This window comes from Microvirga calopogonii, from assembly GCF_003347665.1.
Classification (GTDB): domain Bacteria; phylum Pseudomonadota; class Alphaproteobacteria; order Rhizobiales; family Beijerinckiaceae; genus Microvirga; species Microvirga calopogonii.
In genome coordinates this window covers 1-22,300 of record NZ_QDGA01000011.1, presented here as the reverse complement: position 1 = coordinate 22,300, position 22,300 = coordinate 1, and the positions used below count along the sequence as shown (strand labels likewise).

20 protein-coding genes are annotated in these 22,300 nt (G+C 64.1%); 9 read left to right on the top strand and 11 right to left on the bottom strand.

Annotated elements, in window-relative coordinates; genetic code table 11:
- The first annotated feature begins 29 nt into the window (after positions 1–29).
- The gene (locus DDF70_RS11570) at positions 30–416 is read left to right on the top strand and encodes an ACT domain-containing protein (protein ID WP_114945026.1); all 387 of its coding nucleotides are present in this window, start codon (positions 30–32) and stop codon (positions 414–416) included.
- Here DDF70_RS11570 and DDF70_RS11565 read toward each other — a convergent pair whose 3' ends face one another.
- Together DDF70_RS11565 and DDF70_RS11560 are read right to left on the bottom strand one after the other, a co-directional pair.
- On the bottom strand, positions 417–884 hold the full coding sequence (locus tag DDF70_RS11565) for a DUF1203 domain-containing protein (protein ID WP_114945025.1): 468 nt from the start codon (positions 882–884) through the stop codon (positions 417–419).
- 543 nt (positions 885–1,427) lie between these two features.
- On the bottom strand, positions 1,428–2,156 hold the full coding sequence (locus tag DDF70_RS11560) for a cytochrome c biogenesis CcdA family protein (protein WP_114945024.1): 729 nt from the start codon (positions 2,154–2,156) through the stop codon (positions 1,428–1,430).
- Between the two features lie 96 nt (positions 2,157–2,252).
- Here DDF70_RS11560 and DDF70_RS11555 point away from each other — a divergent pair, with 96 nt between their 5' ends.
- Entirely contained in the window at positions 2,253–3,257 is a 1,005-nt protein-coding gene (locus tag DDF70_RS11555) for a P1 family peptidase (RefSeq protein ID WP_114945023.1), read from the top strand.
- Positions 3,258–3,493: 236 nt separating this feature from the next.
- On the opposite strand, the gene DDF70_RS11550 is transcribed toward DDF70_RS11555, so the two are convergent.
- A complete protein-coding gene (locus DDF70_RS11550; protein ID WP_114945022.1) occupies positions 3,494–4,735 on the bottom strand; it encodes an NAD(P)/FAD-dependent oxidoreductase in 1,242 nt (413 codons plus the stop codon).
- A gap of 206 nt (positions 4,736–4,941) precedes the next feature.
- Here DDF70_RS11550 and rpe point away from each other — a divergent pair, with 206 nt between their 5' ends.
- The 5 genes from rpe (at position 4,942) to DDF70_RS11525 (ending at position 9,700) form a co-directional block, all read left to right on the top strand.
- Positions 4,942–5,613: a ribulose-phosphate 3-epimerase gene (gene rpe, locus DDF70_RS11545; protein WP_114945021.1), complete on the top strand. Its 672-nt coding sequence runs from the start codon at positions 4,942–4,944 to the stop codon at positions 5,611–5,613.
- Positions 5,614–5,773: 160 nt separating this feature from the next.
- On the top strand, positions 5,774–7,087 hold the full coding sequence (gene purB / locus DDF70_RS11540) for an adenylosuccinate lyase (protein WP_114945020.1): 1,314 nt from the start codon (positions 5,774–5,776) through the stop codon (positions 7,085–7,087).
- Positions 7,088–7,157: 70 nt separating this feature from the next.
- Positions 7,158–8,411: a cyclopropane fatty acid synthase gene (locus DDF70_RS11535; protein ID WP_114945019.1), complete on the top strand. Its 1,254-nt coding sequence runs from the start codon at positions 7,158–7,160 to the stop codon at positions 8,409–8,411.
- 31 nt (positions 8,412–8,442) lie between these two features.
- Complete coding sequence (locus DDF70_RS11530) at positions 8,443–8,994, top strand: RBBP9/YdeN family alpha/beta hydrolase (protein WP_114945018.1); 552 nt, start codon at positions 8,443–8,445, stop codon at positions 8,992–8,994.
- 115 nt (positions 8,995–9,109) lie between these two features.
- Complete coding sequence (locus tag DDF70_RS11525) at positions 9,110–9,700, top strand: Spy/CpxP family protein refolding chaperone (protein WP_114945017.1); 591 nt, start codon at positions 9,110–9,112, stop codon at positions 9,698–9,700.
- Positions 9,701–9,761: 61 nt separating this feature from the next.
- Here the strand turns inward: DDF70_RS11525 and rpsD are convergent, their stop codons facing one another.
- The 7 genes from rpsD to DDF70_RS11490 form a co-directional block, all read right to left on the bottom strand.
- On the bottom strand, positions 9,762–10,379 hold the full coding sequence (gene rpsD / locus DDF70_RS11520; protein WP_009494134.1) for a 30S ribosomal protein S4: 618 nt from the start codon (positions 10,377–10,379) through the stop codon (positions 9,762–9,764).
- A 207-nt stretch (positions 10,380–10,586) separates the two neighbouring features.
- A complete protein-coding gene (locus tag DDF70_RS11515) occupies positions 10,587–13,748 on the bottom strand; it encodes a multidrug efflux RND transporter permease subunit (protein WP_114945016.1) in 3,162 nt (1,053 codons plus the stop codon).
- Between the two features lies 1 nt (position 13,749).
- A complete protein-coding gene (locus DDF70_RS11510; protein ID WP_114945015.1) occupies positions 13,750–14,943 on the bottom strand; it encodes an efflux RND transporter periplasmic adaptor subunit in 1,194 nt (397 codons plus the stop codon).
- A gap of 90 nt (positions 14,944–15,033) precedes the next feature.
- Entirely contained in the window at positions 15,034–15,921 is an 888-nt protein-coding gene (gene murI / locus DDF70_RS11505) for a glutamate racemase (protein ID WP_114945014.1), read from the bottom strand.
- 38 nt (positions 15,922–15,959) lie between these two features.
- Positions 15,960–17,291: an alpha/beta hydrolase family protein gene (locus tag DDF70_RS11500; protein WP_114945013.1), complete on the bottom strand. Its 1,332-nt coding sequence runs from the start codon at positions 17,289–17,291 to the stop codon at positions 15,960–15,962.
- Positions 17,292–17,356: 65 nt separating this feature from the next.
- Positions 17,357–18,103: an RNA methyltransferase gene (locus DDF70_RS11495; RefSeq protein WP_114945012.1), complete on the bottom strand. Its 747-nt coding sequence runs from the start codon at positions 18,101–18,103 to the stop codon at positions 17,357–17,359.
- Between the two features lie 19 nt (positions 18,104–18,122).
- Complete coding sequence (locus DDF70_RS11490) at positions 18,123–19,016, bottom strand: alpha/beta hydrolase (RefSeq protein WP_114945011.1); 894 nt, start codon at positions 19,014–19,016, stop codon at positions 18,123–18,125.
- Between the two features lie 200 nt (positions 19,017–19,216).
- Here DDF70_RS11490 and DDF70_RS11480 point away from each other — a divergent pair, with 200 nt between their 5' ends.
- A complete protein-coding gene (locus DDF70_RS11480) occupies positions 19,217–19,921 on the top strand; it encodes a DUF6891 domain-containing protein (protein ID WP_162820349.1) in 705 nt (234 codons plus the stop codon).
- 104 nt (positions 19,922–20,025) lie between these two features.
- Here the strand turns inward: DDF70_RS11480 and DDF70_RS11475 are convergent, their stop codons facing one another.
- Positions 20,026–20,313, bottom strand: a complete 288-nt coding sequence (locus tag DDF70_RS11475) for a hypothetical protein (RefSeq protein ID WP_114945008.1) — start codon at positions 20,311–20,313, stop codon at positions 20,026–20,028.
- A gap of 851 nt (positions 20,314–21,164) precedes the next feature.
- Here DDF70_RS11475 and DDF70_RS11465 point away from each other — a divergent pair.
- Positions 21,165–22,300, top strand: a 1,136-nt coding sequence (locus DDF70_RS11465) for an NADP-dependent isocitrate dehydrogenase (protein WP_114944735.1), incomplete at its 3' end; no start/stop codon positions are given.

Sequence of the window (22,300 nt, the reverse complement as noted above, 5' to 3'; positions counted from 1 at the left end):
TACCAGCCGGAGATTCAAGAACGGTGGCCATGCCCGCTCTCAGCCTTTCCCTGCTCAAGGCGTCCTACGCAATTTGCCGCTTTCCTGCGGGCTCCTCGGTCACGGCTCCCTCGCCCGGTCCCTTCTCGCTCGTCGTCCAGGCAGTCGAGGAGACGACGCTCGTCTGCCCGCTCGACCATGTCCCATCGGAAGCCGAGATCGACGCCGGCTGGCGCTGTTTCCGGATCGAGCAGAGCTTCGATTCCAGCGTCCCGGGAATCCTGGCCTCCGTGCTCGCACCGCTGGCCGGCGCCGGCATCGGCATCTTTGCCACCTCCACCTTCAGCACCGACTACGTGCTGGTGAAGGCCAATGATGCGGACAAGGCCACGGAGGCCCTGAGGAACGCCGGCCATATTGTTCGAACCGAGGACTGATCAGGCCCGCTCGATCCGGGCCGCGAAGCAGCCGCGCCGGGCGAAATGGGCATCGATATGCGCGACCTTCGGGTCGGCGAAAAAGCGTTCGATCACCCGCAGAACGTCCTCACCCTCGGCCACGTCCGCATCGACGATGAAGGCCTCGGCATCGTAGGCCCGCAGGGACAGGAGCCTATCCCGCATCATCGGTGGCAACTCGCTCCGATACAGCCCTGTCCTGGCATTTCGGCTGACGAAGATCGGACCGGCCGCGCGATACGGCGAGGTCGCCGTCGTCTGGTGGGCGTGGTTGAGCAGCAGCAGTTCCTCCCCGACCGCAACCCGGGTCAGCGACACTCGGCAGGGATAAGCATCGGCCTCGTCGGCATGGACACGCTTGGCGCCGATGGCCCTAAGATCTGTTTCATTCAGCGCGAAAAGCGGCGCGAAAGGCTCGGCATCGAGGCCGCGGATTTGGAAGGACATCGTTTGTCTCCTTTGGTGAGACAGCGATGGTGAAGAAATCAATTTGGAGAAACGACCCGATTTCTGCGGAGCCCCACATTGTGATACTACATATCAACAATGAGGGTACGTCGTGCATAAGATTTGAGTCACAACACTTACTCCGCTCCTCGCTATCCTGATAGGTACAGCCAACTCAGAGGCTGCTCCCGCACCGAAGAGAACAAGCATCATTGGGTGTTGGGATCGGATCTATAACAAGCCTTTTGGTCGCTGGCCGCCAACGCGAAATACATTATGCTTTGACCGACACAGGAAGCTTCACGGCATCACCATCGATGATGGAGACGGTTGGGATTACGGTGGGACTTGGCAATATTCTGGCAGCGAGAGCATATCAGTCTACTTTCCGCGTGATGACGAGCCTCGGCGGGGCACCTGCTCCTTATGGATCGACGAGGCCCGCAACGTCTTGATTTTCACAGAGTGCAAGAACGTAAAATGGGACGGTGCCTGGCAGCGGGACTTGGAAATTGAACCCGCTGTTAAGCCCTGAGAATCACGTTACCCCAACCGCCCCAGCGCCGGGAACGTCTCCAGGAGCCAGAACGACATGGTGGTGATCCAGCCGGTGAGGAAGGCGATGCCCGTGAGGACGAGGAGGATTCCCATGACCTTCTCCACCATGGCGAAGCGGGAGCGCATGCGCTTGACGAGCGCCACGAACGGCTTCATGGCGAAGGCCGCGAGCAGGAACGGGATGCCGAGGCCGGCCGAATAGGCGGCGAGCAGCAGGGCCCCGCGGGAGACGCTCTCCTCCGAGCCCGCCACGGTCAGGATCGCGGCCAGGACCGGGCCGATGCAAGGCGTCCAACCGAACGCGAAGGCAAGGCCCATCACATAGGCACCCCAGAGCCCCACGGGCTTGGCGACGTTGAACCGGGCCTCGCGGTAGAACAGGCCGATGCGGAAGAGCCCGAGAAAGTGCAGGCCCATCACGATGATGGCGATGCCCGCCACCGTGCTCAGGACATCGAGATATTGCCGGATCACCTGGCCCAGGGCCGAAGCGGTGGCGCCGAGCAGAACGAAGACAGTCGAGAAGCCCGCCACGAACAGCAGGGCCGCCAGCATCGCGCGCTGCCGGACCGCGCGGTCGTCGCCTGCGCTCAGCCGGTCGAAGGTGGTGCCGGCGAGGAACGACAGGTAAGGCGGCACCAGCGGCAGGACGCAGGGGCTCAAGAAGCTGATGAGGCCGCCGAGCGCCGCGGCCGGATAGGAAACACTGAGCATGGACGCCTTCTATCCTGTCACGACGGCTTGAGAAAGGCGGTGAAAGGCCGGTTCTCCAGCTTGTGAAGGCGGCCGAAATTCGGTTTGCTTCACTCCATGACACAGCGTCGCAATCTCATCACCGACGTCGCCGGTCTTCGCATCGGCAATGCCCAGGATTCCGCCCTCGGCTCGGGCGTGACCGTCGCGCTTTTCGACGAGCCTGCCGTGACGTCGGTCTTCGTCATGGGTGGGGCTCCGGCCACCCGCGAGACCGACCTGCTCGACCCGGACAAGATGGTGCCCGCCATTCATGGTGTCGTGCTCTCCGGCGGCTCCGCCTTCGGTCTCGACGCGGCCGGCGGTGTCCAGGCTTACTTAAGGGAACGGGGGATCGGCTTTGCCGTCCGGGAAGCGCTTGTCCCGCTGGTCTCACAGGCCTCTATCTTCGATCTCATCAACGGCGGCAACAAGGATTGGGGCCGCTATTCGCCTTATCGGGAACTCGGCTACGAAGCGGCCCATCGGGCCAGCCTGGATTTCGAACTCGGCACGTCCGGCGGCGGATACGGCGCCACGACGGCGGACTTCAAGGGCGGCCTCGGTTCGGCAAGCGCCGTCACCTCCGCCGGGCACACTATCGGCGCGCTCGTGGTGGTGAACAGCATCGCCTCGGCGGTCATCGGAGACGGCCCGCATTTCTGGGCCGGCGCCCTGGAGGAAGGCGAAGAATTCGGCGGATACGGGCATCCGGAGCGCATCGAAGCGGAGAAACGCAAGCTCGTCTGGAAAGGCGGCCCGCAGCCGGCCACGACCATTGCGCTCATCGCGACCGATGCCGTCCTGACGAAGGCCCAGGCCAAGCGGCTTGCCGTCGCGTCGCACGCGGGCCTCGCCCGGGCTTTGCGGTTCTCGCACGCCCTGTTCGACGGCGACACCATCTTCGCCGCCGCCACGGGCCGACGGCCGCTCCAGGACGAGGCGGCGGAATTCACGGAGCTTACGGCACTCGCCGCCGACTGCCTCACCCGCGCCATCGCACGCGGCGTGTATGAAGCGACGGCCCTGCCCTATCCGGGCGCGCAGCCGGCCTGGCGGGACAGGTTCGTGAAAAAGACCTAAAGATCCTCGTCATGCCCGCACTTGTTGCGGGCATCAACGTCTTGGGAACTGCCGCGTCTCAAGGGCGTGGATAGCCGGGACTGATCCCCGGATCGGGTCCGGGGACGGCCATGACGAAGTGCTTAGAGCCGTTTCCACTTGCGTGGAATCGTCTCTCTTCTTTGCTGGGTCGCATTTTTTGACGGCGAACCGGATCCACTTCGCCGAAAAATGCTCTAGCGTGAGACCAGCGCCAACTAAAACCGCTCCGCCCGATACGGTTTCGGGTCGACGACCGGCGTCTCGCCGGTGATCATCTCGGCCAGGAGCCGTCCCGTCACCGGGCCGAGGGTCAGGCCGTGATGGGCGTGGCCGAAGCCGAACCAGAGGTTCTTGTGCTTGGGCGCCGGGCCGATGATCGGCATCATGTCGGGAGTGCAGGGGCGCATGCCCATCCACGGCTCCGGATCGACGCGCTCGCCCAGCGGGAAGAAGTCCCGGGCGATGGGCTCGGCCCGGGCAAGCTGGACCGGGGTCTTCGGTGCATCCCGGTTGGCGAACTCGGCTCCCGTCGTGAGGCGAATGCCCTTCGTCATTGGGGCAAGGAAATAGCCCCGGTCGAAATCCAGGGTCGGCCGGTTGAGCACCGCATTGCCCACGGGCTTGTAGTGCATGTGATAGCCGCGCTTGACCGCCAGTGGCAGATCATAGCCCAGCTTCGTCGTCACCACATCGGCCCAGGCGCCCAGGGCGATGACGACCTCTCCCGCGTCCACCGGCCCCTTCTCCGTCTGGACGCGCCAGCCGGTCGGCGTCTGCTCGAGGGTACGGGCATCACCCGCCGCCAGCTCGCCGCCGAGGCGCTCGAACAACCCGACATACCCCATGGTCAGCATGTGGGGGTCGGACACCGAGGCCGGATCGGTCCAATGGATGCCGCCCTTCGTCTCCACCTTGAGATGCGGCTCGCGCTCGGCGACGGCCCGCGTGTCGAGCGCATCGAAGTTGACGCCGAAATCGCGCTTCACATCCTCCGCGTCCTTGAACTGCTCGTCGCGGCTCTTCTCGTCGCGGAACACCTTCATCCAGCCGGTCGGGCGGATCAGGTGCGTGGAGCCGGATTCCTCCGCCAGCGCCATGTGCTCGGTGACGCTGCGCTCGATGAGAGGCGCATACATCCGGGCGATGGCCTTGTGTTGGGCGGGCCTGGAGTGCATCCAGTACTGCCACAGGAAGGGGGCGAGCTTCGGGATCGCGGCCCAATGGTAATGGGCGTCGATGGTGTTGTTCAGGGCATAGCGCAGCAGGGCGCCGAAATCGTGCGGGAAACCGTAGGGATACACGCCTTCGCGCTGGATCAGGCCCGCATTGCCGAAAGAGGTCTCTTCGCCGGGCTTGCGCTTGTCGACCAGCAGGACCGACCGACCCCGCTTCTGCAGGTGCACGGCAATCGACACGCCGACGATGCCGGCCCCAAGAACAACCACATCCTTACGCATGAAGGCCCTGCCCCATTAAAGTCGCTTCCGACGAGAAGCGAAATCGTATCCTTGCGACGAGGCCATCTTTACTCCTGTTGGATCAAGGCCGTCCATGGAATTCCTGTCGCAAACGGACCTCTCCCCAACCAAGTGGTCTTCAATTGGTTGGACCGGTGGCCCAATGTCCCGTTGCGGCCGGAAAAGGCTCGTGCTACCGGCGCGGCATGACACGCCCGCTCCTCATCGCCCCCTCCATCCTCGCCTCCGACTTCTCGAAGCTCGGAGAAGAAATCCGCGCCATCGACGCCGCCGGCGCGGACTGGATCCATATCGACGTGATGGATGGGCATTTCGTGCCGAACATCACCATCGGGCCCGATGTGGTGAAGGCCCTGCGCCCTCACACGTCCAAGCCCTTCGACGTTCACCTGATGATCGCACCGGTCGATCCCTACCTCGAAGCCTTCGCGAAGGCGGGAGCGGACATCATCAGCATCCATGCGGAAGCCGGGCCGCACCTGCACCGCTCGCTCCAGACCATCCGCAAGCTCGGCAAGAAGGCGGGGATCGTCCTCAACCCCGGCACGCACGAGGCTTCCATCGAGCCCGTGATCGACGATGTCGACCTGATCCTCCTGATGACGGTCAATCCGGGCTTCGGCGGACAGGCCTTCATCCCCTCCGTCTGCAGCAAGCTGCGCCGGATCAAGGAGATGGTCGGCAACCGGGACATCGATATCGAGATCGATGGCGGCGTGACCCCTGAGACCGCCCCGCTGGTGGCCGAAGCCGGAGCCAACGTGCTCGTCGCCGGATCCGCCACCTTCAAGGGCGGCCCGTCGGCCTACGCGGCCAACATGGCGGCCATTCGCGAGGCGGCCGCAAAGGCGCGTTGAGACGACAAGGAAACACGACATAGCTCTCCTCCCCCTTGTGGGGAGGAGTTGGAGGTGGGGGTGTCGGCGTCATACCTTCATAGGTGAGAGCTCACACCCCCACCCTAACCCTCCCCACAAGGGGGGAGGGAATTTCAGGTTCGCACGTCAGGATAGCAACATGATCCCCCGTTACAGCCGTCCCGAGATGGTGGCCATCTGGTCGCCGGAAACCAAGTTCCGCATCTGGTTCGAGATCGAGGCCCATGCCACGACGGCACTCGCCAATCTCGGCGTCGTGCCGAAGGAAGCCGCGGAGAAGGTCTGGGAGAAGGGCTCCAAGGCAACCTTCGACGTGGAGCGGATCGACGCCATCGAGCGCGAGGTCAAGCACGACGTCATCGCCTTCCTGACGCATCTCGCCGAGATCGTCGGCCCCGAGGCCCGTTTCGTCCACCAGGGCATGACATCCTCGGACGTGCTCGACACCACCTTCAACGTGCAGCTTGCCCGCGCGTCTGACCTGCTGCTGCGAGACCTCGACGAGCTGCTCGCCGCCATCAAGCGCCGCGCCTTCGAGCACAAGATGACACCGACCATCGGCCGCTCGCACGGCATCCACGCGGAGCCCACCACCTTCGGACTCAAGCTGGCCCAGGCCTATGCGGAGTTCGAGCGTTGCAAGCTCCGCCTGATCGAGGCCCAACGCGAGATTTCCACCTGCGCCATCTCGGGCGCGGTCGGCACCTTCGCCAATATCGACCCGAGCGTCGAGGAATACGTGGCCGAGCAGATGGGCCTCCAGGTCGAGCCGGTCTCGACCCAGGTCATTCCCCGCGACCGGCACGCCATGTATTTCGCCACGCTCGGCGTCATCGCCTCCTCCATCGAGCGGCTGGCCACCGAAGTGCGTCACCTGCAGCGCAGCGAAGTCCTGGAGGCGGAGGAGTTCTTCTCGGCCGGCCAGAAGGGCTCCTCGGCCATGCCGCACAAGCGCAACCCGGTGCTGACCGAGAACCTGACGGGCCTCGCCCGCATGGTCCGGGCCTATGCCATGCCGGCCATGGAGAACGTGGCGCTCTGGCACGAGCGGGACATCTCCCACTCCTCCGTGGAGCGCATGATCGGCCCGGACGCCACGGTGACCCTGGATTTCGCCCTCGCCCGGCTGACCAACGTCATCGACAAGCTGGTGGTCTACCCGGAGAACATGCAGAAGAACCTGGATCGCCTCGGCGGCCTCGTCCATTCCCAGCGGGTTCTCCTGGCCCTGACCCAGAAGGGCGCCTCCCGCGAGGACGCGTACCGGCTCGTCCAGCGCAACGCCATGCCGGTCTGGCGCGGGGAAGGCGATTTCCTGACCCTCCTGAAAAACGACGCCGACGTGACGAAGTACCTGACACCGGAGGAGATCGAGGCCTGCTTCGACCTCGGCTACCACTTCAAGCATGTGGATACGATCTTCGCGCGGGTCTTCGGCGCAAGCGGCGCATAGCTCGGGGGTGGAAAAATTTCCAGAGTGAGCGACAATCCCTGTCTGGAGACCAACGGCGGGGGTTGTTGCCATGCTGTCGGAGAAACTTCTCGATCTTGCGTTCACGCGGGCCGTGAAACACGGCACCCTGGAGATGACCACGGCCAGGGGCAGGCGTTCCACCTTCGGCGACGGGGCTGAACCGCAGGTCTCGATCCGGTTCACGGATGCGGCCGCCCAGATGGCTCTCTGCCTGCACCCGGAGCTGAAGCTGGGTGAATTGTTCGTCGATGGCCGCCTCGTCATCGAGAAGGGCAATATCCTCGACCTGCTCCAACTCCTTCTCCAGGATACCCACGGGGAACTCGACGAACTTCCCCTCCATCGCCTGCGCAGGATCCGCGCCCGGATGATGCGCCGCGCCGAGAACAATGCGATCCGGTCGAAGCGGAACGTCGCCCACCATTACGACCTCGACGGCCGACTCTACTCCCTCTTTCTCGACAGCGACCGCCAGTACTCCTGCGCCTATTTCGACCATCCCGATGCGAGCCTCGAAGAGGCGCAGATGGCCAAGAAGCGGCACATCGCGGCCAAGCTGATGGTGGATCCCGGCCATAGCGTTCTGGATATCGGTTCCGGCTGGGGCGGCATGGGGCTCTATCTGGCCCAGGTTGCCGGAGCCGGTTCGGTCAAGGGCATCACGCTCTCGGAGGAGCAGCTGGAGGCTTCGCGCAAGCGGTCCGCTACGGCCTGCCTCCAGGACCGGGTGCACTTCAAGCTTCAGGATTACCGCGACACGAAAGGCATCTTCGACCGGGTCGTTTCGGTCGGCATGTTCGAGCACGTGGGCGTGTCCTCCTACGATGCCTATTTCCAGGCCTGCCGGAGGCTCCTGAAGCCGGACGGCGTCATGCTCCTCCACACCATCGGGCGGACGGGCACGCCCTACCCGACCAATCCCTGGATCACGAAATACATCTTCCCCGGCGGTCACCTGCCCGTCCTGTCGGAGCTGATGCCAGCAGTCGAGCGCTCAGGGCTGGTGGTGACCGACATCGAGGTTCTTCGGCTGCACTATGCCTATACCTTGAAGGCTTGGCGCGAGCGCTTCATGGCGCATCGCGAGGAGGTTCTGCGCCTTTACGACGAGCGCTTCTGCCGGATGTGGGAATGCTACCTCGCCATGTCCGAATCCGCATTCCGCTGGCAGGACGCAGTTGTCTTCCAACTCCAGCTCGCCCGCCGCAACGATGTGGTGCCCCTGACCCGCGACTACATCTCCGAGCGGGAGGCTGTCCTGAAGGAGGCGGAGGAGAACATGGAGTTGAAGCGGAGCGCTTGAACCTGCCTGCGCGGGTCTTTATCTCCCGATCATGAAAACCTCCGATTGCGAAATCCTCATCGTCCCCGGTTACGAAAATTCAGGCCTCGATCATTGGCAGAGCCGGTGGGAGCGCCAGCTCTCGACCGCGTGGCGGGTCGAGCAGGAGAACTGGGACGCCCCCAACAAGGACGCCTGGGTCGAGCGCATCGTGCGCGACGTGGAGCGCGCCAAGAAGCCTGTCGTGCTCGTCGGGCACAGCCTCGGCGTTCTGGCCATCGCCCATGCGGCGCCTCAGCTCGCGGGCACAAAGGCCCGGGGCGCCTTCCTGGTCAGCCTGCCGGACGTGGAGCGGCCTGATTTCATCCCTGCCATCGACCGGGCCTTCGCGCCGATCCCACGCGAGCCCTTTCCCTTCCCGTCGGTCCTCGTCGCCAGCCGGACCGATCCGCATTGCGACTACGCCAAGGCGGAAGACATCGCCTATGCCTGGGGCTCGGCCATCGTCGACGCGGGCGATGCCGGTCACCTGAACACGGAGAGCGGCCACGGCCCCTGGCCGGAGGGCCTGATGCGCTTCGCCGGGTTCCTGAAGCGGTTGTGAGGGTTCGGAGCCCCGCTCCAAACCTTATCCACATGACGAAAAGTTCATGCGGCCTTCACCTGAGTGAGAACAGGATCGGAGCAATCTAATCCTATCGCCACAACGGAGGATACCCATGAAGACCTTTGCAACCGTCGCCCTCGCGGCCCTGCTGGCAGGCTCCGGAACTTACGCGTTCGCTCAGCAGCAGAATCCTGCGCCGAACGCGCCGACGGCCTCCCAGGACCAGGGTCAGCAGAACCGGCGCCCCCGTATGAGCCAGGACGATTACAACCGGCTCGTGGATGCCCGCATTGCGGCGATCAAGGCCGGTCTGAAGTTGTCAGCCGATCAGGAGCGCCTGTGGGGTCCGGTGGAAACTGCGATCCGGACATCTGCTGCGGATCGCTACGCCCGTATGCAGCAGTTTCGCGAGAACCGCGACCAGCGCCGGTCCATGGACCTGATGCAGCGCTTGGAGCAGCGCAGCACGATGCTGAACCAGAGCGCCCAGCGCTCCGCCGCGCTGACCACTGCCCTTCGCCCGCTCTGGGACAGCTTCAGCGAGGACCAGAAGCGGATCGCTCCGCGCCTCATGCGGGAAGCCATCGACGGCGGCTGGGGCGAGCGGCGCGGCCGTGACGGCCATAACGGACGCCGTGCAGCGATGATGATGGAGCATGGCGGAGGAATGGGCCCTGGCCCTCGCGGCCCCGCCCAGCAGTAACCAACAAAAAAGGCCGCCCAATCGGGCGGCCTTCTTCTTTTCGAAACCAGCTCTTCGCGGATTAGCGCGAATAGAACTCGATCACGAGGTTCGGTTCCATCTGGACCGGGTACGGCACTTCCGACAGGGTCGGGATGCGCGTCACGCGGGCCGTCATCTTGGAATGATCGACCTCGATGTAGTCCGGAACGTCACGCTCGGCGAGCTGGGACGCCACGACGACGACCTCGAGCTGCTTCGACTTGTCCTTCACCTCGATCACATCGCCGGCCTTCACCTGATAGCTCGGGATGTTCACGCGGCGGCCGTTGACCTTCACGTGACCGTGGTTGACGAACTGACGAGCAGCGAACGGGGTAGCGACGAACTTCGCGCGGTACACGACCGCGTCGAGACGGCGCTCGAGCAGGCCGACCAGGTTCTCACCCGAGTCGCCCTTCAGACGGATCGCCTCCGCGTAGTAGCGGCGGAACTGCTTCTCGGTGATGTTGGCGTAGTAGCCCTTGAGCTTCTGCTTGGCGCGCAGCTGCGTGCCGAAGTCCGACATCTTGCCCTTGCGGCGCTGGCCGTGCTGGCCGGGGCCGTATTCGCGGCGGTTCACAGGGCTCTTCGGGCGGCCCCAGATATTCTGACCCATACGGCGGTCAAGCTTGTGCTTGGCCTGAATGCGCTTCGACATCGCTGTTCCTCTTTGTTGTCGAATCTGCGAGGAACGCGCCCTCCTCTTCCCTTCATGCCCGAGAAGGTCCAAAGGACCGTCTCGAGGGACGGGACGACAGGCCGACCGAAGCCGGGCCACGGGAGCGTAAAAAGTTACGCGGCCCCTGAGGACCGCGTGAACGGGATTGCCTTAGTCGAGAAGGCCTGCCCTGTCAAGGAAGAGGCCTCACTCGGCCGCCTGGGCGGTCGCTTCGGGCCGCGCCTCGGGCTCGGGATGGCGACCGGCCCACCAGGAGCGGACGGCCAGGGAAAGGCTGTCGAGGTAGAGATAGACCACCGGAGTCGTGAACAGCGTCAGGGCCTGGCTGACCACGAGACCACCCACGATGGCGTAGCCGAGGGGCTGGCGGATCTCCGAGCCCGTGCCGTGCCCGAGCATGAGAGGCACGCCGCCCAGAAGCGCCGCCATGGTGGTCATCATGATCGGGCGGAACCGCAGGATCGCCGCCTTCCGGATGGCATCCCGGGGGCTAAGCCCCTCGTCGCGCTCGGCGCTGATGGCGAAATCCACCATCATGATGCCGTTCTTCTTCACGATGCCGATCAGCAGGATCACCCCGATGAAGGCGATGAGGCTGAAATCGAATCCGAACAGCATGAGCGTCGCGATGGCGCCCAGACCCGCCGAGGGCAGCGTCGACAGGATCGTGATGGGGTGGATGTAGCTCTCGTAAAGGATGCCGAGGATCAGGTAGACGACCACGAGAGCCGCCAGGATGAGGAGCGGCACCGTCGCGAGAGAGGCCTGGAAGGCCTGCGCGTTGCCCTGGAAGGTTCCGGCGAGCGAGCCCGGCGGGTTGAGCGAGGCCACGGCCCGCTGGATGGCCTGGGTCGCTTCTCCCAGGGCGGTGCCCTGCGCGAGGTTGAAACTGATCGTGATCGCGGGAAACTGCCCCTGGTGATTGATCGCAAGCGGCGCGATCTTGCGCGTCGTCCAGCTGGCAAACGTCGAGAGCGGGACCTGCTGACCGGAGATCGGAGACTTCAGATAGATCCGGCCGAGGGTCTCCGTATCACCCTGCAGCTCCGGCAGAACCTCCATGACCACGTTGTAGCTGTTGAGCTGCGTGAAATACTGGGTGACCTGCCGCTGCCCGAAGGCGTCGTAGAGCGTGTCGTCGATCTGCTGCGGCGTGAAGCCGAAGCGGGAGGCTTGGTCCCGGTTGATCGTCAGGGTCAGGGTCGTGCCGCTCACCTGCTGGTCGGTCGCCACGTCGCGCAGCTCGGGCAACGTCCGGAGCCTTTCCAGGACCCTCGGCGCCCAGTCGTTCAGCTCGTCCAGGTTCGCGTCCTGGAGGGTGTACTGGTACTGCGTGCGCGCCTGGCGCCCGCCCACGTTGATGTCCTGCGAGGCCTGCAGGAACAGGCGGATGCCCTCGACCTTGTCGATCTGCGGCCTCAGGCGGGCAATGATCTCGGTGGCGGACGCGCTACGCTCCGACCGAGGCTTCAGGCTGATGTAGAGCCGGCCCGTATTGAGGGTCGACGCGCCGTTTCCCGCACCGATGGACATGGCATAGGTCGCGACGTCGGGATCGTTCGCCACGATCTCGCCGAGCACCTGCTGGCGTTCGTACATGTCCTTGAACGAGATGTCCTGGGCCGCTTCCGACGTGCCGACGAGAAAGCCCGTATCCTGCTGCGGGAAGAAGCCCTTTGGGATCGCCATAAACAGGGCGACCGTCGCGGCGAGCGTCGCGAAGAACACGAGGAGAGTGAGAAATCGGTGGCGCAGGACCGCGTCGAGGCCCCGCTCGTAGCCGCGCTCCATCGCCGTAAACGATGCTTCCAGCCAGCGGTAGAGGTGGCCGTGCCTCTCCTCCGGTCCGTGCGGCATGAGAAGACGCGACGCCATCATGGGCGTCAATGTCAGCGACACGATGGCCGAGACGGCGATCGTCATCGTCATGACGATGGAGAATTCGCGGAACAGCCGGCCGATGATGCCACCCATCAGCAGGAGCGGGATGAAGACCGCGATCAGGGACACGCTGATGGACAGGATGGTGAAGCCGATCTCCCCGGCGCCCTTGTAGGCGGCATTCATGGGCGTCTCGCCGTCCTCGACATGCCGGACGATGTTCTCGAGCATGACGATGGCATCGTCGACGACGAAGCCCACGGAAATGGTCAGCGCCATGAGAGACAGGTTGTCGAGGCTGTAGCCCGCCAAATACATCAGGCCGCAGGTGCCGAGCAGGGCCAGGGGAACCGTAACGCTCGGAATGACCGTCGCCCAGAGCCGTCGCAGAAAGACGAAGATCACGAACACTACGAGGGCAATGGTGATCAGAAGGGTGAACTGCACGTCGGCCACGGAGGCGCGGATTGTCTGGGTCCTGTCGCTCAGGACCCCGATCTTGATGGCGGGTGGCATCGCGGCCTCGAGCCGGGGCAGCTGAGCCTTCACCCGGTCGACCGTCTCGATCACATTGGCGCCGGGCTGCTTGAAGACGATGAGGAAGACCCCGCGCTTTCCATTGGCCCAGGCCGCGAGCTTGGTGTTTTCGGGGCCGGACACCGCCCGCCCGATGTCCCGCACCCGGATGGGAGCGCCCTGCGCGTAGGCCACGATGACGTCGTTCCACTCCTCCGCCTGGACCAGCTGGTCGTTGGCGTAGATGGTGAAGCTGCGGGTCTGTCCATCGATGGAGCCCTTGGGCGCATCGACCGTGGAAATGGCGAGCTTGGCGCGCACGTCTTCCAGGGACAGGTTCTTGTTCACGAGCTTCGTGGGATCGAGCTGCACCCTGATCGCGGGCTTCTGCTGTCCGCCGATCACCACCTGGGCCACCCCCGAGATCTGGCTCACCTGTTGCGCGAGCTTCGTGTCCGCATTGTCGCTGACCTCGGTGAGCGGCAAGGCATCGGAGGTCACGGAGACGATGAGGATCGGCGTGTCGGCCGGGTTGACCTTCCTGTAGGTCGGCGGGCTCGGCAGATTCTTCGGCAATTGCCCGCCGGCCGCGTTGATGGCCGACTGCACGTCCTGGGCGGCCGCGTCGATGTTCCGATCAAGATCGAATTGGATCGTGATCGAGGTCGAGCCGAGCGCGCTCGCGGACGACATCTGGGTCACGCCCGGAATCTGTCCGAATTGCCGTTCGAGCGGCTGGGCGACCGACGAGGCCATGGTCTGCGGGCTCGCGCCCGGCAGCGTTGCGGAAACCTGGATCGTCGGAAAGTCGATCTGGGGCAGCGGCGCGACCGGGAGGAACGGATAGGCCGCGAGGCCCGCGAACAGGATCCCGATCATCAGCAGCGTGGTGGCCACCGGATAGCGGATGAAAGGTGCCGAGACGCCGCCTCCTGGGAATGCTGCACTCATCTCACTGCATCTCCCCGGCGGCGACATGCTCTTCCGAAGCATTCGTCACCCGCACGGGCGCTCCGGGCTGGAGACGGTAATGCCCTGCCGTGACGACCCTTTCCCCGACGCTCAATCCGCTCTCGATCACCGCCTGGTCGCCCGTGATCACCCCGACCTTGAGGGGCCGCATCTCGACCGTATTGTCGCTCCTGACGACATAGGCGAAGAGGCCCTGCGGCCCTCGCTGGACCGCCGTGCTCGGCACGGCCGCGACCCCCTTCAGGGTGCGCACGAGCAGGCGCGCATCCACCGACATGCCGGGCCAGAGGCTATGGTCCTTGTTGGCGAACTGCGCCTTGAGGCGCACGGTTCCGGTGGCGCTGTCGACCTGGTTGTTCACCAGGGTGAGCTCGCCTTCGGCCAGAGGCGCCTTGCCATTCGATGCCAGGGTCCAGACCTTGAGCGGCCCCTGGCCCTGCGCCTTCAAGATACCGGAAAGCTCCGCCTCGGGAGCGGTGAAGATGACGGCAATCGGCTCGATCTGAGCAATCTGCACGATGCCGTTCGTGTCGGAGGCATGGACGATGTTGCCCTGGTCGACCTGGCGCAGGCCCGTGCGGCCCGAAAGCGGGGCGCGGATCGTCGTGTAGCTCAACTGCGTGGTGGCATTGTCGATGGCGGCCTGATCCGCCTGGATCTGAGCGTTGAGCGAGTTCACGTTCGCCTGCTGGACATCGAATTGCTGCTTGGACGCGAAGTCGCGGGTGATGAGCTGACGGGTCCGCTCGAGATCCGCCTTGGCGCTCACGAGCTGCGCCTCGTCCTGCGCCTTTTTCGCGACGGCTTGGTCCAGGGCGGCCTGGAACGGACGTGGGTCGATCTGGAGCAGGAGGTCTCCTTCCTTGACCATCTGCCCTTCTTGGAACGCGATCTTATCGATCTGGCCGTCGACCCGGCTTCGGACGGTCACCGTATTCAGGGCCTGCACGGACCCGAGCCCCGTCAGGTAGATCGGGATGTCGCTGCTCTCCACAGTTGCCGCCTGAACCGGAACGGGAGCAGGCGCGGCAGGTCGTGCGGCAGCCGTCCTTTGCGCGGTCTGTGCCTCATGCCAGCGCCAGGCTCCCCAGCCTCCTGCGACCAGGATGAGGATGAGAAGAACGGCAAAGAGGCCTCGGGACCTTCGCCCCGACGTCGGATTCCGCTCGACCATGGAGCTCTCCCGCGCGTGGACTCTCCTCCGTATCTAGGGAGCGCCACCGGGAGCGTTAGGGCGTTGCCCTACACACTTTCGTGCGCCGGCCTATTCAGGCTGTGTCACGGGAAGACGCATGGGCCAGGATTCCACGACCACCTGCGACAGCCCTCGCGTATGGAGCGCGGTCCGCAAGGGTGCGCCGATCCCTGCCCCGTCGGTGAAGATCGCAATGGCCTCGTCATCATCCGCTTCATGGCCCGGCACGGGCCCGCCGATGAGCTGGGTGACGCGGCGGGCGATGGCCGGAGCCGGGTCGATCCAGGTGACAGGCCAGGGTGCCAGGGCCTGAAAGCGTGGGAGCAGCAGCGGGTAATGGGTGCAGCTCAGGGCCACCACGTCCGTCCTGCCGTCGGAACCCTCGATGAAGCAGGGCAGAAGCTCGTCGAGCAAATCCTGGTCCGAGACGGGATCGCCCGCAAGCTCCGCCTCTGCAAAGCCGGCGAGGCGCCGCGAGCCGACGAGGTTCACCTTGCAGCCCGCCGCGTAGGTCTCGATGAGGTCGCGGGTATAGTCGCGTGCCACGGTGCCCGGGGTGGCGAGCACGGAGATGTGCCCGCTCTGCGTCATCCGGGCTGCCGGCTTGATCGCCGGGACCGTGCCGACGAAGGGAATGGCGAACCGCTTGCGCAGATGCGGCAGGACCACCGTGGAAGCGGTGTTGCAGGCGACCACGGCGATGTCGGGATCGTGCAGCGCGATCAGCCTCTCCATCACGGCGACGACCCGCTCGGCCAGAACCGCCTCGCTCAGCGGCCCATAGGGAAATCCCGCATCGTCGGCCGCATAGACGTAGCGCGCGTCCGGGCGTGCCTTCAGCACCTCGGCAAAGACCGTGAGGCCGCCGAGACCGGAATCGAAGATGAGGATGGTGGGAACGGGAGATGGCATGACGGCGGGATTATAGGTTGCCCCTGCCAGAAGATCGACACGCATAACCAACCCTTACGAACGCGACCTGGTCAGAAAATCCGCTAAAGCATCGGACCCAAAAGTGGCCTTGCACTTTTGGGATCCAATCCGATGCTTAACTCTTGAGCTTGCGCATCGTTCGGCGCGGACCCGGCGGGCCGCGCTAGCGAAAACCGGGACCACTTTTCGCTGACGCGGCCCTCTGGGTCCGCACGATGCGCGAGTCCCTGCTTGGTTTCCGAAGGCGTCATGTTCAGCTTGCGGCGCGGCGCCGGCTCGCCCTTGCTCTCCGGCCCCTCTCCTTTCGGCATCTGAGCCGACAGGCGCTTGACGGGCCAGCCGTCGCTCCAGGTGCTCATGTCGACGAATTTGGGATCGCGCAGGAGAGCCGCGGCCTCCTTGCCGGCAAAGGCCGCGTCGGAAGCAAGGTCGAAGGTCTTCCAGAAGGCGAGAAAATCGAGTGCATCGGTGCCGTTGGTGCCGAGCTGCTGGGTCAGGATCGTCTGCGGCCCGCTGAGCGCCATGTCGGCGCTCCAGCGCCAGGTGTTCCTCTGCTTCGGGTCGCGCGGCGGATCGGGCGGCAGCTTGATGGCGGAGGCGTCGTAATCGGGTTTCGGCGACCCGGGAGATGCAAGAGTCGAGGTCAGCGCGGGAAAGCCATGGTCGTCAGACGGTGCGCGCATGAACAGCTTGCGGGTCGCGGGAACGGCGCTGGCCTGCTGGAGCAGCAGGCGGGACGCACGATCGCTCGGAATGTAGTCCCTGTCGCCGCTCATGGTGATGATCATCGTTGCCGAATCGACCGCCGAGAGATCGCGCAGGAGGATGCCGCGCTCCTTCTCATTGGACGCGATGCCGCCCGGCATCAGGCCGAAGATCAGCTTCGGCGCCGGGACCTTGCCGGAACTCGCCCCGGCCGCAAGGTTGAGCGCGATCGGCACGCCCGCCGAATGGCCGATCAAGGCAACCCGCTTCGTGTCGGGCTTGGCCTTCGGATCGTTTGCCAGCTCGGCGAGAGCGCTCTGGATCAGGTCTTCGGCGAGATTCGAGGCGTCGGCGGGGCGGGAGCGGTTCACGTCCTGGAACCGGGGAAAGAGCACGAGGTGCCCCCTGCGCGCCAGATGATCGATCCAGCCGCCATAGAGAGCCGGATTCACGGCTCCCCAGGAATGCAGGAACACCACCACGGGACGCGGCGCGGAGGGTTCATCGTTTCCATGGAACACGAAGGTCCCGCTGCTCGCGGTACCGACCGCCCGCTTCACGACTTCGGACGACGTGTAGTCGCGCCCGCCCGGCCCCTGCGCAGGCTGTTGCGGCGGCGTCGCCGCGTGAGCCGACAGGGCAACGAGAGAGGCGCCAAAGAGCAGAACAGGCAGCAGGGAGCGGCGCATCGTCGTCTCGAACTCTTTCCACAACCGGCCAGATAGGGCCCGACCGGTATAAGGCCACGATTTGATTAAGGTTTTCTCAATCGTCTTCCTTCCGCAAGGGCACGAATCGCCCCGCGCAGGGTGCGCACCTCCTGCTCGGTCATTTCGAGCCGATGGAAGATGTCCCGCATGTTGCGGGTCATGGTCGGCTTCTTGTCTTCGGGGTAGAAGTTCACGGCCTCGAGCTCGGTCTCGATATAGTCGAAGAACGACGTCACCATCTCGCGCGGTGCCGGAGGGGATTGCCGGCCGCCCTCGAAGGGCAGCGCGCCGCCGGTGGCGAGCTTGTACCATTCGTAGGACACCAAAAGGACCGCCTGCGCGAGGTTGAGCGAGGAGAATTTCGGGTCGACCGGGAAGGTGACGATGGCGTCCGCGAGCGACACCTCGTCGTTCTCCAATCCCGTGCGCTCACGCCCGAACAGAATGCCGACGCCCTGCCCAGTCCCGAGGCGCCTTTGCGCCTCCTTCATGGCATCGTCCGGTGCGAAGACCCGCTTCATCTGTCCCCGCTCGCGGGCCGTGGTGGCGAAGACGAAGTTGAGATCCGCGATGGCCTCGCGCACCGTGTCGTAGAGTCTCGCCCCCTCAAGCACGTGGGTCGCGCCGGAGGCGGCCGAATGGGCCCCCTTCTTGGGCCAGCCGTTTCGCGGCGACACGAGGCGCAGCTCCGACAGGCCGAAATTGGCCATGGCCCTGGCCACCATGCCGATGTTCTCGGCCAGTTGCGGTTCCACGAGGATGATGACGGGCTTTTGCGGAAGGTCGGTCATGGATGGGCTATGTATCGGATCACTTGGGAACACCACGGGCGAGAGCGGCTCTTAACCCCACTCCGAACATGGAACCATGATTCTCTCCAGGGTAGGCGCGCTGCGTCAGAGCGATATCGGCTCGGGCGCCAAGCCGCTTGAACATGTCTTCGAACATCATCCGCCTCTTCTGCAAGCGTGCCTTCCGGCGCTCGTCGGCCCGTGGATCCTCCGCGACATCGTAGAGGATCACGACTTCCGACTGTCCTACGGCGCGATGCTTCGAAACGCCTTCGGCATGCAGCATCAACGGCGCATGCCACGCTACGGAGGGGCTGATGGCGTAATAGGACCGGAAGAGATCAGGCTGTTTGAACAAGGCGTTGAGCGCGAAGAGACCGCCATAGGAATGGCCCCACAGCATCCGCCGCGCGGGATCGAGGGAGAACTCCTTGGTCAGTTCGGGAAGCATGCGCTCTGCGATAAGAGCCAAAAAGGCGTCCCCGCCGCCCGCCTTCTCCGTGGAAGCTGGATCGGCCGGAAACGTGACGCCATCCACGATAAAGGGCGGCGTGTAATCGAGGTCCCGTGCGTCCCCGTCGTTCCGTCCCTCTTCGTAGCCGATTCCGACAAGGGCATGGCCCCGCACGAGATCGAGATCCGCCTGCTGGAGAGCGTCGAAAGCCGCGTTGCCATCGAGCATGCAGATTGCGGGCCAGCCTTCGGCAGGCCGATCGATCACGGGAACAGCGACGAAGATCTGATAATGGCGTTGCCCGTCGGCGGAATCGAACCGCCTCTGCGCGAAGCGATGGGTCGGCGAATTGGTTTCCGAGTGCGCATATTTTGACCCGAGTCGCACGTCCGTCTGAGCCCGAAGGGCGGACATTCCGGCGATGAAGGAGGTCGCGGCAAGAAAGCTTCGTCTATCCATGGTCGGATCCGCAGACGCGATGGGCAACCCTGTCGATTTAAGCCAACCTGATCCGTTTGTCTGCACGTGAAAGCCGGATGGATGCCGCCTTGAGGCGCAGCTCCGACAGGCCGGAATTGGCCATGGCCTGAGTCCCCATGCCGATCTTCTCGGCTAGTTGGGGTTCCACGAGGATGATGACTGGTCTTGGAAATGCAACTATGCAACAAAAACCGGATGCGCCGGAGTGCTCAATGCGAGATTGGCTGAACTGGTTAGTGCGAATTGCCCTGACTTCTAAGGGGGATTTGATAAATCCGTCTACGCGCCCGCAGCCGCTCAACCGTGAACAGACCGCGCGATTGGTATCGCGCCTCGTCCAAAGAGGCTTTGCCAAGTTTACTGAGATCGAGGTAGGAATCCGTGACGAGCAGGTCTCATCATTGACCGCCGAAGATGAGCGCTGGCTACAAACCGAGATTCGTCGGCAGCTCAAGGACAAGCGCCGCGAAGAAAATGACTGGCCGGAGGAGACCTCCTGGGACCGCCTGAACAAGGTCTTCAAGAGCTTACGCCGCAGCGGCATCATTGCCCTTCATAACGCGGGCTTCGATGAAAGCGATGGCCTGACACTTGTCGATGAAGCGCGTGAAGCGTCCACATCCCGGCCATTCAAGGGCTTCTGCTTCTATCATCAACAGGACGTCGATGCGGCGCTCGATTATAACAGCCTTTCCCTGAGCTACGGAGCTTTCGATCCCTCGCCAGAGGCTATGCAGTGGGTCCCGCGATTGATCCTGACCAAATCGCGCGAAGCGGGCTTTGCTGCCGAATGGAGCGGAAATTACGCGGAACGCATCGTGCTCGCCGGGTTTGTTTGGCAAAAACGAAGCCCAAGAAGCACAAGCGCTCGACAATCCTTCTGAAAGCTATTCCAGCACCGCAAAGTCATCAAAGCGCTTTCCGAGCTATAACTCCCCGAAGATGATCCGGGCCGCCAACAGGCGGCCCGACAGTTTCGGCAAGGTTGCTACCAGCAGCCCCAGCCGCAATGGTAATACGGACGAGCCGAAGCCGCCCCGAGAGCGGCGCCGCCGACGACGCCGACCGCCGTGCCGACGGCCACCTGGCTGGCGGCCGCGTTCGACTGGGCGACGTTGTTGCGGTAGTTCGCGTTACGACAACGCTCGAAAGTCTTCGTGCCGGGCTTCAGGCCGGATTCCATGCAGACGGAATCGGCATTGGCCATCGACTGCTCGGCCGTCTGGCAGCCCGCCAGAACCAGGGCCGCAGTTCCGAGAATGATAACAAGACGCATGTCAGCTCCCCTTGATGTTCAACACAATCCTCCGACGGCATCCCTGAGCCTGGATTCGGCTCCGTTGCCTGCGAGGAAACCGCCGGAATGGTTGGATCTGAACTCCGGATAAGCTTGGCTTTCCGTGCGGCAGCACACGTGCCGCAGCAAATATTCCACAAAGGGGAACCCAGACCCGCTGTTATCCCTTATTTCCTGCGATTACTTGTCATATTATCACAAGACGCCCGCTGATGTCATGGAGTAACATGTGATTTCGTTGCGTATCGTCGTACTGATTCTCTGCGTGGGTGTTGGTGGCGCGCAATCTGCTTCTGCAGCATCGTCGATCAGAGCCCCGGCCCTTGCAGCTCCGCCCTTGTTCCACGGGAATTGGTGCGGCGCAGGCGATGCGAACCGGGCCTTTCCCATCGACGTCCTCGACGCCGCCTGCCAGGCCCATGACCTCTGTTATGAGCAGCGTGGCCGGGGCTCCTGCACCTGCGACAGGGCCATCCTCAAGGCGACGGCTTCCATCGTCAGAAGCCCTCGGATCCCGGAGACGATCCGGAGCAAGGCTGCGACCGTGAATTCGTTGTTCAGCGCCGCCTTGTGTACCGAGGACCCTCCATTGCGGTCGCAGACGGGAAAGCACTGACATGCCACCCGCGCATCGGGCCGTCTCAGAGAGCCGTACGCGACGATACACTCTTCCGGAAGTGGCGCATCGGGCAGATCCAAAAGTACAATTCCACTTTTGAAGCCGATGCTCTCGCCCCCACCTTCCCCCCCGGCCCTAACCGCGCTATAGCCCCCGCAACCATCCTGCCGCACGGCAGGACTGTTCCAGCCCTAAAGCGCAAGGTGAGATCATGGCGAAGATCAAGGTAGCCAATCCGGTCGTCGAGCTCGACGGCGACGAGATGACCCGCATTATCTGGCACTTCATCAAAGAGAAGCTGATCCACCCCTATCTCGACATCGACCTGAAGTACTACGACCTGAGCGTCGAGCACCGCGACGCCACCAACGACCGGGTCACGGTCGAGGCCGCCGAGGCGATCAAGAAGTACGGCGTCGGCGTCAAATGCGCCACCATCACGCCGGACGAGGGCCGGGTGAAGGAGTTCAACCTCAAGGAGATGTGGAAGTCGCCCAACGGCACGATCCGCAACATCCTCGGCGGCGTGATCTTCCGCGAGCCGATCATCTGCAGGAACGTGCCGCGCCTCGTGCCCGGCTGGACCCAGCCGATCATCGTCGGCCGCCACGCCTTCGGCGACCAGTACCGCGCCACCGACTTCAAGGTGCCGGGCAAGGGCCGCCTGTCGATCAAGTTCGAGGGCGAGGACGGCACGGTGATCGAGAAGGAGGTGTTCAAGTTCCCGGATGCCGGCGTCGCCATGGCGATGTACAACCTCGACGAGTCGATCCGCGAGTTCGCGCGCGCGTCGATGAACTACGGCCTGAACCGCAAGTACCCGGTCTATCTCTCCACCAAGAACACCATCCTCAAGGCCTATGACGGCCGCTTCAAGGACATCTTCGAGGAGGTGTACCAGAACGAGTTCAAGGCCAAGTTCGACGCCGCCGGCATCATCTACGAGCACCGCCTGATCGACGACATGGTGGCCTCGGCGCTGAAGTGGTCGGGCGGCTATGTCTGGGCGTGCAAGAACTACGACGGCGACGTGCAGTCCGACACGGTGGCGCAGGGCTTCGGCTCGCTCGGCCTGATGACCTCGGTGCTGATGACGCCGGACGGCCGGACGGTGGAGGCGGAGGCCGCCCACGGCACGGTGACGCGCCACTACCGCGAGCACCAGAAGGGCAAGGAGACCTCGACGAACTCGATCGCGTCGATCTTCGCCTGGACCCGCGGCTTGGCGCACCGGGCCAAGCTCGACGACAACGCCGAGCTCGCCCGCTTCGCCGCCACCCTGGAGAAGGTCTGCGTCGACACGGTCGAGGCCGGCTTCATGACCAAGGACCTGGCGCTGCTGGTCGG

What these genes read in the sequence shown, in the direction of transcription:
- DDF70_RS11570 (WP_114945026.1), top strand. Translation starts at nt 30, where the DNA reads ATGCCCGCTCTCAGCCTTTCCCTGCTCAAGGCGTCCTACGCAATTTGC.
- DDF70_RS11565 (WP_114945025.1), bottom strand. Translation starts at nt 884, where the DNA reads ATGTCCTTCCAAATCCGCGGCCTCGATGCCGAGCCTTTCGCGCCGCTT.
- DDF70_RS11560 (WP_114945024.1), bottom strand. Translation starts at nt 2,156, where the DNA reads ATGCTCAGTGTTTCCTATCCGGCCGCGGCGCTCGGCGGCCTCATCAGC.
- DDF70_RS11555 (WP_114945023.1), top strand. Translation starts at nt 2,253, where the DNA reads ATGACACAGCGTCGCAATCTCATCACCGACGTCGCCGGTCTTCGCATC.
- DDF70_RS11550 (WP_114945022.1), bottom strand. Translation starts at nt 4,735, where the DNA reads ATGCGTAAGGATGTGGTTGTTCTTGGGGCCGGCATCGTCGGCGTGTCG.
- rpe (WP_114945021.1), top strand. Translation starts at nt 4,942, where the DNA reads ATGACACGCCCGCTCCTCATCGCCCCCTCCATCCTCGCCTCCGACTTC.
- purB (WP_114945020.1), top strand. Translation starts at nt 5,774, where the DNA reads ATGATCCCCCGTTACAGCCGTCCCGAGATGGTGGCCATCTGGTCGCCG.
- DDF70_RS11535 (WP_114945019.1), top strand. Translation starts at nt 7,158, where the DNA reads ATGCTGTCGGAGAAACTTCTCGATCTTGCGTTCACGCGGGCCGTGAAA.
- DDF70_RS11530 (WP_114945018.1), top strand. Translation starts at nt 8,443, where the DNA reads ATGAAAACCTCCGATTGCGAAATCCTCATCGTCCCCGGTTACGAAAAT.
- DDF70_RS11525 (WP_114945017.1), top strand. Translation starts at nt 9,110, where the DNA reads ATGAAGACCTTTGCAACCGTCGCCCTCGCGGCCCTGCTGGCAGGCTCC.
- rpsD (WP_009494134.1), bottom strand. Translation starts at nt 10,379, where the DNA reads ATGTCGAAGCGCATTCAGGCCAAGCACAAGCTTGACCGCCGTATGGGT.
- DDF70_RS11515 (WP_114945016.1), bottom strand. Translation starts at nt 13,748, where the DNA reads ATGAGTGCAGCATTCCCAGGAGGCGGCGTCTCGGCACCTTTCATCCGC.
- DDF70_RS11510 (WP_114945015.1), bottom strand. Translation starts at nt 14,943, where the DNA reads ATGGTCGAGCGGAATCCGACGTCGGGGCGAAGGTCCCGAGGCCTCTTT.
- murI (WP_114945014.1), bottom strand. Translation starts at nt 15,921, where the DNA reads ATGCGTGTCGATCTTCTGGCAGGGGCAACCTATAATCCCGCCGTCATG.
- DDF70_RS11500 (WP_114945013.1), bottom strand. Translation starts at nt 17,291, where the DNA reads ATGCGCCGCTCCCTGCTGCCTGTTCTGCTCTTTGGCGCCTCTCTCGTT.
- DDF70_RS11495 (WP_114945012.1), bottom strand. Translation starts at nt 18,103, where the DNA reads ATGACCGACCTTCCGCAAAAGCCCGTCATCATCCTCGTGGAACCGCAA.
- DDF70_RS11490 (WP_114945011.1), bottom strand. Translation starts at nt 19,016, where the DNA reads ATGGATAGACGAAGCTTTCTTGCCGCGACCTCCTTCATCGCCGGAATG.
- DDF70_RS11480 (WP_162820349.1), top strand. Translation starts at nt 19,217, where the DNA reads ATGCAACAAAAACCGGATGCGCCGGAGTGCTCAATGCGAGATTGGCTG.
- DDF70_RS11475 (WP_114945008.1), bottom strand. Translation starts at nt 20,313, where the DNA reads ATGCGTCTTGTTATCATTCTCGGAACTGCGGCCCTGGTTCTGGCGGGC.